The sequence below is a fragment of the Candidatus Syntrophosphaera sp. genome (assembly GCA_019429425.1).
In the GTDB taxonomy this organism is placed as follows: Bacteria; Cloacimonadota; Cloacimonadia; order Cloacimonadales; family Cloacimonadaceae; genus Syntrophosphaera.
Map to the genome: position 1 here is coordinate 1 of JAHYIU010000096.1, position 8,453 is coordinate 8,453.

The window sequence follows — 8,453 nt, forward strand, 5'->3', positions numbered from 1 at the left end:
CAGCTTGCCGAGGCATGAAGGCCGGTTTGCTCCTGGCTGAAGCGCTGTCTGCCTCCGGCGCTGATCCCCGCGACGTTTCCCTGCTGCTGGCGGAACTGCTGGACTGCCAGCCTCTGGAGCTCCCGCTGCTGCGGGACCGGGAACTGGATGCTGGGGTTGTTCAAAAGTTTTGGGAATATCACGCCCGCCTGCTCAGGAACGAGCCTCCGCAATACATCCTCGGGAAAAGCTGGTTCTTTGGCCTCGAACTGGAGGTCGGACCCGCCGTCCTGATCCCGCGCCCGGAAACTGAGGGACTGGTGGAACTGGCCTTGAAGCATGTGCAGCCGGGATCGCGGGTATTGGAGATCGGCACCGGCAGCGGAGCGATCGCCATAGTCTTGAAGAAACACTGGCCCGCTTTCGTGATCAGCGCGACCGATTCCAGCCTCGAAGCTTTGGCAGTGGCAAAACGCAATGCCGCCAGGCATGGCTGCGCCATCGACTTTCAGCTGGGCGACCTCTTCCCCACCGGAGAAGGCCGCTTCGATCTGATCATCAGCAATCCGCCCTATGTCAGCGCATCGGAATACGCCGATGTGGAACCGCGCGTGCGGGATTTTGAGCCCTCCGGAGCACTGCTGGCCGCAGAAGAAGGCCTGCAATACTATCGCCGCATCCTGGAAGGGGCCGCTTCCCGCCTGGCAGAGCAGGGTCTCGTGTTCTTTGAGCACGGAGCGTTTCAGCGCGGGGGGATCACAGCTCTGGCCGAAGGTCTGGGCTTTGCCGTTATCCAGGCCGGGCAAGACCTTAGCGGCCGGGACCGCTATCTGGTTTTGCAGGTAAAGCCGGAAATTTAGCGTCTAAGCCGGACAACGATATTTTGGATAAAGGATAAAACATGGACCGCTTCATCATTGAAGGAACCCGCAAGCTGAGCGGCACGATCGCCGTCAGCGGGGCCAAGAACGTCATCCTGCCTGCGATGGCAGCCTGCCTGCTGGCACCCGGAAAATCCGTTCTGCGCAACGTGCCGAACCTGATCGACCTCAAAACCATGGCCCACGTGCTCCGCGTCCTCGGCGCCCGGGTGGATTACGGAGCTGGGGCCATGGCCATCGATTCCCGCGACCTTTGCTTCAACGAAGCCCCCTACGAGCTGGTGAGCAAGATGCGCGCTTCCATCTATGTATTGGGGCCGCTTTTGGCCAGGCTGGGCGAGGCGCGGGTCTCCTTCCCCGGAGGCTGCGCGATCGGCACCCGGCCCGTGGACCTGCATCTGAAGGCCATGGAAGCCCTCGGCGCAACGATCAATATCGAACACGGCTACATCCACGCCCGCGCGGATAAACTCACCGGAGCGGACATCCACTTTGAGAAATCCAGCGTCGGAGCCACGATCAACGCCCTCATGGCCGCGGTTTTCGCGCGGGGAACCACCCGCATGTTCAACGCCGCGATGGAGCCGGAGGTCGATTCCACCATCGACCTGCTGAACAAGATGGGCGCCAATATCTCCGGCAAAGGCAGCACCAGCCTCACCATCGAGGGGGTGGAACAACTTTTCCCTGTGGAGATGCAGATGATCCCGGACCGCATCGAAGCGGGGACATTCCTGATCGCCGGAGCCCTGAGCACGGAGCCGGTCACGGTGGAGAACTGCGAACCGGGGCATCTGGCCATCCTGCTGGATAAACTTCGCGAAGCTGGCTGCGAACTGGAAGTCGGCCGGTCCAGCATCACCGTCGTCCCCCCATTGAAGATCAAGCCGGTGGACATCACAACCCTGCCCTATCCAAGTTTCCCCACCGACCTGCAGGCCCAGTTCACCGTCCTGATGTCTCTGGCGGAAGGGACCAGCCGGATCGAAGACACGATCTTTCCGGACCGCTTCATGCATATCGCCGAATTGAACCGGCTGCAGGCCGAAATCAGGATGGACCTCAACGTGGCCACTGTCACCGGAGTCCAGGCCCTGAGCGGCGCGGAGGTGATGGCCACGGACCTGAGGGCCAGCGCGGCTTTGGTGCTGGCTGGCATGGTGGCGCAGGGAACAACGGTCGTTTCCCGCATCTACCACATCGACCGCGGCTACGACCGCATCGAGGAGAAGCTCAATGGCATCGGGGCCCGCATCACGCGTGAGCTGGCCTGATCCGATCCTGGTGACCGGCGGCGCCGGCTTTATCGGCTCCCATCTTTGCGAAGCCTTGCTGCAAAAGGGCTCCAGGGTCATCTGCCTGGACAATTTCTGCTCCTTTTACGCTCCCCTGATAAAGCGGGCCAACATCAGCGCCTGCCTGGAGAATCCCTCGTTTACGCTGGTCGAGGCCGACATCACCGATCCCCAGGCTCTGGAATCAGTCTTTGCAACCCACAAACCCGCATTGGTGGCCCATCTGGCCGCCATGGCCGGAGTGCGCCCTTCCATCGCGGACCCGGAGCTCTACGCGCGGGTCAATGTCCTGGGCACGCTCAATCTTTTGCAGCTTTGCGCCAGGCACGGCGTCGACAAGTTCATCTTTGCCTCCTCTTCCTCGGTCTATGGCAACAACCCCCAAATCCCCTTTTCCGAAAGCGACCGGGTTGATGACCCCATCTCGCCCTATGCCGCCACCAAAAAGGCCGGCGAACTGCTCTGCCACACCTGGCACCACCTTTACGGAATATCCATGCTCTGCCTGAGATTTTTCACGGTCTACGGACCCCGCCAGCGGCCTGACCTCGCCATCCACAAATTCCTGGGCCTGATGGCCCGCGGAGAGATGATCCCGGTCTTCGGCGACGGCTCCAGCAGCCGGGATTACACCTATGTCGCGGATACCGTCAACGGCATTCTGGGCGCTCTGGATTATGTCCAGAACCACCCCTGCTACGAGATCATCAACCTCGGCAACGACCGCGGGGTCAGGCTGGACGGGATGATCGCGGTTTTGGAAGAGGTGACGGGGATGAAAGCGCGTCAGGAACACCTTCCCCCGCAGGAAGGCGATGTGCTCCGGACCAGGGCAGACATCTCCAAAGCGCGGCGGCTCCTGGGCTATGATCCATCCACCAGTTTCGAGCAGGGCATTGCACGTTTCTGGGAGTGGTGGCGGACACAAGGCTGACAAAGAGTTTCCCGCGGATTATCACGGATTAAGGCGGATCGCGTTGATTTAAACAGGACGACCTGAGGTCTTGAAATAAAGACGGCTCTCTTTCAAATCGAGTGGGTGATTGGCACGTCAAATCCGGATTGAACAAGCAGCGGGTTGCCGACCTGGAGAATCGGCAAAGGCAGTACGGCTGCCTTCAGAAGCGGTCAGCAGACCGCTGTGGCAAATCGGAATTTGCCACCCCTTCTTGCCCCTGATGAAAACCTGACCCACTCAGTTTGAAAGTGAGCCATAAAGACTTCAGTCAATTGGATCGCCTGGGCTTTCACAAGTGTTTCCATGTTTCTGATTTAACTAACTGTACTGTAGATATATGCAAGGACGCATGGATACGCCGTTGTTTCTTACAGGATTATCTCCATACCAGATAACACTTTGCAAAAATGTAAGCATTTTTCCCACTCTATCCTCTTTTCTTTCTGCAATTGTTTTCCCAGAACCTGGATTTATTCTTACATTTTTGCAAGTAATTGCTATCAATACATATGATCTCCTGCAGGATAATTGCGTATCCTTACATTTTTGCAACTCGCTGTGTGTGAATGGGGTAGACAGGTATCCACGTACCCCGTATTCCTCTTCAGAATGCTATTTGAAGGCTTTGGTACCGGGAGCTGGTTTGTTCGTAATTGTTGAGCATCATTTATGGCTCTCTTTCAAATCGCGTGGATGATTGGCGCGTTAAATCCGGATTGAACAAGCAGCGGGTTGCCGATCTGGAGAATCGGCAAAGGCAGCACGGCTGCCTTCAGAAGCGGTCAGCAGACCGCTGTGGCAAATCGGAATTTGCCACCCCTTCTTGCCCCTGATGAAAACCTGACCCACTCAGTTTGAAAGTGAGCCTCATTTATCCTCTCACTTGAATCAACGCCCCTCTCATACTCACCTTACACATCCCCAACATTGTTCGGGATGTGTTGGGCGAAGTATCCGCCGCCATGAGCCAGGGCTCTGAGGGCAATAAAAACGGCTCTCTTTCAAACCAAGTGGGTCAGATATTCAGACGCAGATTGAAGGGGTGGCAAATTCCGCTTTGCCACAGCGGCTCGCAGAGCTCTTCAAACGGAGGAACGGAATTATCCGTCTACATTTGCAGAGGATTGGAATCCTCCGGCTACATGTCTTCCCGATCCCCGGGGCTGGGTTTTGGGGTGGCAAATTCCGCTTTGCCACAGCGGCTCGCAGAGCCCTTCAAACGATGAATCGGAATCATCCGTCTACATTTGCAGAGGATTGGAATCCTCCGGCTACATGTCTTCCCGATCCCCGGGGCTGGGTTTTGGGGTGGCAAATTCCGCTTTGCCACAGCTGTCACAGACCGCTAAGCCTTTAGACAAACCGGTTTCAACCGGTGCAGGACAATAGACCCGGGATTAATCCCGGGTATTCTCGGAGCTCATATTTATCTGGCCAGTATTCCCCACCCCCTCAGCAAACTCAGATTCTGAGTTTGCTGAGGGGGTGGGGCCATGAAACATGGATGGCCTGATCATGAAATACGACGGCTGAAGCCGCCGCCTATTGTCCTTCACCCCACCTGCGGCGGGGTTGGTCAGCAGCGAAAGTTGTCACAGACATCTTCTGAAGGCAGCCGTGCTGCCTTTGCCGATTCTCCAGATCTGCAACCTTCTGATTGTGCATCCGGACTTGACGTTCCAATCACGCACTTGGTTTGAAAGAGAGCCTAAAAAACCCCCGGCCGGAGCCGGGGGCTTATCTTGTGCGGTGTCGCCACCGCGGTTAATCGTTCAGTTGCTCATTAGAGCGTTTGGCATCGAACTTGTGCCTTAGTTGTTGGCTGTCACCTTGAAGAACCTCAGCGCTTCCACACCTGTGTAGGTGTAGGTAAGGTTGGCTGTGGTATCCAGAAGTGTCCAGGGATCTGCCGCGAACGGATCGGCCGAGCCATACACGTTGTAGGTCGTGGCGTTATCGACTGCCAGCCAGCTAAGCGTGGGAACACCGCCAACCAGGGCGATCGCTACATCCGGAGCGTCGAGCGCGAGCGGGGTCAGGGTCAACGCGATGTTGTCGATGTACCAGTAGTTGATGTCGTAGCTGTTCGCACCGGTGGCGCGGAAACGGAGCTTGAAGTTACCGCCCGCGACATATGAGGTGATGTCGTAGGTGTAGGTCGTCCAAGGAATATCTCCGGCAGAGTTGTCAACGGTGCCCAGGAAATGCCAGGTTGTTCCGTCATACACTTCCCAGGTCATGGCATTCAAGGCCAAGCCGTAGTTATCCAGCATGATGTCGAAGGTCAGGTCGATCCGATCCGGGACATTGCCGTCGAACCAGTGGCTGGTGAAGGGAATGTCGTAGTCTGTGACTGTCGGGCTCCAACCAAAGGTCAGGGACGGAGCGGGATTGCCAGTGCCAGGAGTTACGAACCAGTTGGTGCTTCCCGCAGTCCATTGGTTGGTTGTGTAGTCGCCGCTAACCCAGTCTTCCAGGAAGGGCAGGGCGATCGGGACAGGCGGGGTTATGACCGCGATCGCGGGATCGGACATGGCCGAGTTCGCGCTGTAGTAGATGGCCTGGACAGTGTAGGAGTAGGTTCCGGGGGTCAGGCCGTAATCGGTGTAGGAGTTTGTGGGTACCAGCGAGGAATTGATCTGGACCATGTCACGATACACGTTATAGCCGCGTAGCACACGGTTTTGAGGCGGATTGTCGTTCGCTGTGCTGAGCATGTTGCGGCGCAGGAACTCGTCGCTCGGCTGCGTGCTAACCACAGGTATGCTGAGCAGTCGGGACCTGGAAGCAAGGATACCGGGGTCATCCACATAGGCTTGCAGGTTCCAGTTGAAGTTCAGCGCCCATTGCGTGTACATGCTGTACCAGGTGCCGCCCAGTTGGATCAGGTCGCCGTAATTGACCAGGGCGGGACCAGCATCGCAACCGGCAGGCCAGTACTCACCTATCACATCATCCAGCAGCACGTCGCAGTTGTAGCCGATCCACACGGCATCGGTCCCGGTGATGGGCACCGGTGTGGTGAGCGTGAAGTCGTTCCACTGGTCGGGGATCACTGTCACGGCTTGGGAATAGACCATGGTGGTCGGGATGAGGCCGGCATCGCCTCCGGTCCAGACCTTCAGGGTGTAGTTGGTATGGGAGGAGGCGGGCCAGAATTTGATGTGGGTGATCTCCATTCCGTTGTAGCCGTACATGGTGCCGGAATCGAATTTGATCGCCACGTCAAAGTTGGCCACTCCACCTGTGCCGATGGAATCGTAGTTGATGCCGTCGTCATAGTGGATCCAGCCGGGGGTTCCGCCGCCGCCATAGCTCAGGCCCCAGGTCAGCAGGACGTCTTCGTTGTTTACCACAGTGGCGTTGAGGTTCACTATCTCGCCGATGGGTTCAACCAAACCGGTTCCGCTCAGCGGCACGGTGTGCAGCACGCGGGCGGTGAGGTTGTCCTGGATGTTCAGGGTCGCTGTCTTCGCGCCCACGGTAAGGGGTGCGAAAGTGACCGTGAAGCTGTAGGTCCCGTTGTTGCCCAATGCCACAGGCAGTCCGTCAGCGTTGAGCGTGAAGTTTCCTTCGGTATCGCCGCTGAGGTAGATGTCGCCTGCGTTGATGGTCAGGGTGGGGGCACCCAGGTTGGTGATGGTGAACTCCTTCACGGAAGGATTCATGATCTCAAGATCGCCGAATTCCCAGGCAGTGGGATTGATGGCGAAGACGGGATCCCAATCTCCGGTGACGGTGAGGTCGATCGGCACATACACCGTGGCGGTGGGGGCGCTGTGGGTGATGACCAGGTCGCCTTCGTAGTAGCCGGGAGGGTTGTTCACGGCGTCGAAGGTCACGTCAACGACCACAGATTGGCCCGCGGGCACGGTTCCGGTGGCAGGTGTGGGCAGAGCCCAGTTGGCGGTTTGGCAGAGTTCCAGGCCGTAGAACAAGAGATTCTGTACCATGGGAACCAGAGACGCCTTGCCGGGCACCAGGTTTGTCGCGATGGTGATGCCGCCGGCTATATTGTCGATAGTAAGACCAGGTATCTGATCGGGAGTAACATCAAAGGTTTGCACCAATGAGCCGTCGGTCAGGCTGATCTGCTGCAGCATATTCCCAAATGAGCCGTTCTGGGTGTTTGCCCAAAGGGTCGGATTGGGACCGGAGATATTGTCAAAGACAATGTCTCCCATGCTGCTGGCTGCTGTGGTGAGGGTCTGGAGCACGGTGCCGTCACGAGCGAGCAGGCTCAGCGGTCCACCCCAGCCAGTGGTGATCCAGAAGGCGTCGTTGTCGGAATCATAGGCGATTCCGCGCACGGCGACAGGGGCTGTGATGGTGCCGACAGTGGTACCAGCAGCAAAATCCATCTTGTAGATGGTTGTGCTATTGGCAGATCCATAGAAGTATTCGCCGTCCCAGGTTAGGCCACGGATACCCATGGCGCCACCGTCGATGTTGAAATCTTCCACGAAGGTGCCGTCCAGATTGTATTTGTGGATGGTCTGGCTTCCTGCGGTACCCTGCCAGTTCCCAGAATAGAAGAAATCCCCGTCGGTGACGATTCCGTAATGAGCGCCGACAGCCAGTCCGGACACGGGATAGATGAACTGGACGTCGAAGATGGCGCGGTTCGTTTCTTCAGTCATCGGTCCGATGAAGGGGCTGCGCTCGCTCTCCAAGTTTCTGGAATGGCTGGGAGCTTGGAAGGTCGAGAGATCGACAGGTGTGATCAGACTTCTGACGGGCGGAGTTTCCTGCAGCCCGATGGAGAAGTTGAGCGGCATTCCGCCAGTGTTGGAGATGGTGAGTTGCTGGACGCTGGTGTTGCCGAAGGCCAGGGTTTCGGTCAGGGAGGTGGGGGCAACGGAGATCTGCGCCGGGGGCGAAATGATCTCGAACCACTGGGGAGGATCGACCAAACCGGAGCCCCAGGCATTGACGGCTTCCACGGTCCAGTACCAGCGCTGGTCATAACTGAAGGCGATCCCGCCTTCGGTGACAGGATTGAAGTGGGCGCTGGGTATTTCCCAGTAGTAGTCGTCATAGATCGTTAGTTCGTCCATGGACATATACACAGCGTAGTAGTCCGGAACACCGGCGCCGCCGCTGTAGTCCGGGCTCCACTGCAGGTTGAAGCCTTCAACCGGCAGCTCGATCTGGCCATTGGCGGGATAGGTGAGGATCGGCGCGTTGGGAGGGCCTTCCGGAGGAGCGCCTTTTCCCAACATCACGTTCGGGATGTTGGCGTAGCCGGTTCCGCCGGTCACCGTCAACGCGTCATAGGGTGCAGTATCGTTATAGATATAACGGCTGCGCGGTCCGGTGGTGGCGGTCATGTAGAATCCG

At 57.8% G+C, this 8,453-nt stretch carries 4 protein-coding genes; 3 read left to right on the forward strand and 1 reads right to left on the reverse strand.

Going from position 1 to position 8,453, the window contains the following annotated elements; translation table 11 throughout:
- The 3 genes from prmC to K0B87_08640 all read left to right on the forward strand — a co-directional run.
- On the forward strand, positions 1–839 hold an 839-nt coding region (gene prmC, locus K0B87_08630), incomplete at its 5' end, for a peptide chain release factor N(5)-glutamine methyltransferase (GenBank protein MBW6514803.1).
- A 41-nt stretch (positions 840–880) separates the two neighbouring features.
- Positions 881–2,134: a UDP-N-acetylglucosamine 1-carboxyvinyltransferase gene (murA, locus tag K0B87_08635; protein MBW6514804.1), complete on the forward strand. Its 1,254-nt coding sequence runs from the start codon at positions 881–883 to the stop codon at positions 2,132–2,134.
- A complete protein-coding gene (locus K0B87_08640; protein ID MBW6514805.1) occupies positions 2,097–3,089 on the forward strand; it encodes an SDR family NAD(P)-dependent oxidoreductase in 993 nt (330 codons plus the stop codon). Before murA ends, K0B87_08640 begins: the two co-directional genes overlap by 38 nt.
- 1,835 nt (positions 3,090–4,924) lie before the next feature.
- Here K0B87_08640 and K0B87_08645 read toward each other — a convergent pair.
- Positions 4,925–8,453: choice-of-anchor D domain-containing protein (locus K0B87_08645; GenBank protein ID MBW6514806.1), on the reverse strand; the 3,529-nt coding region annotated here is incomplete at its 5' end.

Coding starts and splice junctions, on each gene's coding strand:
- murA (MBW6514804.1), top strand. CDS start 881: ATGGACCGCTTCATCATTGAAGGAACCCGCAAGCTGAGCGGCACGATC.
- K0B87_08640 (MBW6514805.1), top strand. CDS start 2,097: ATGGCATCGGGGCCCGCATCACGCGTGAGCTGGCCTGATCCGATCCTG.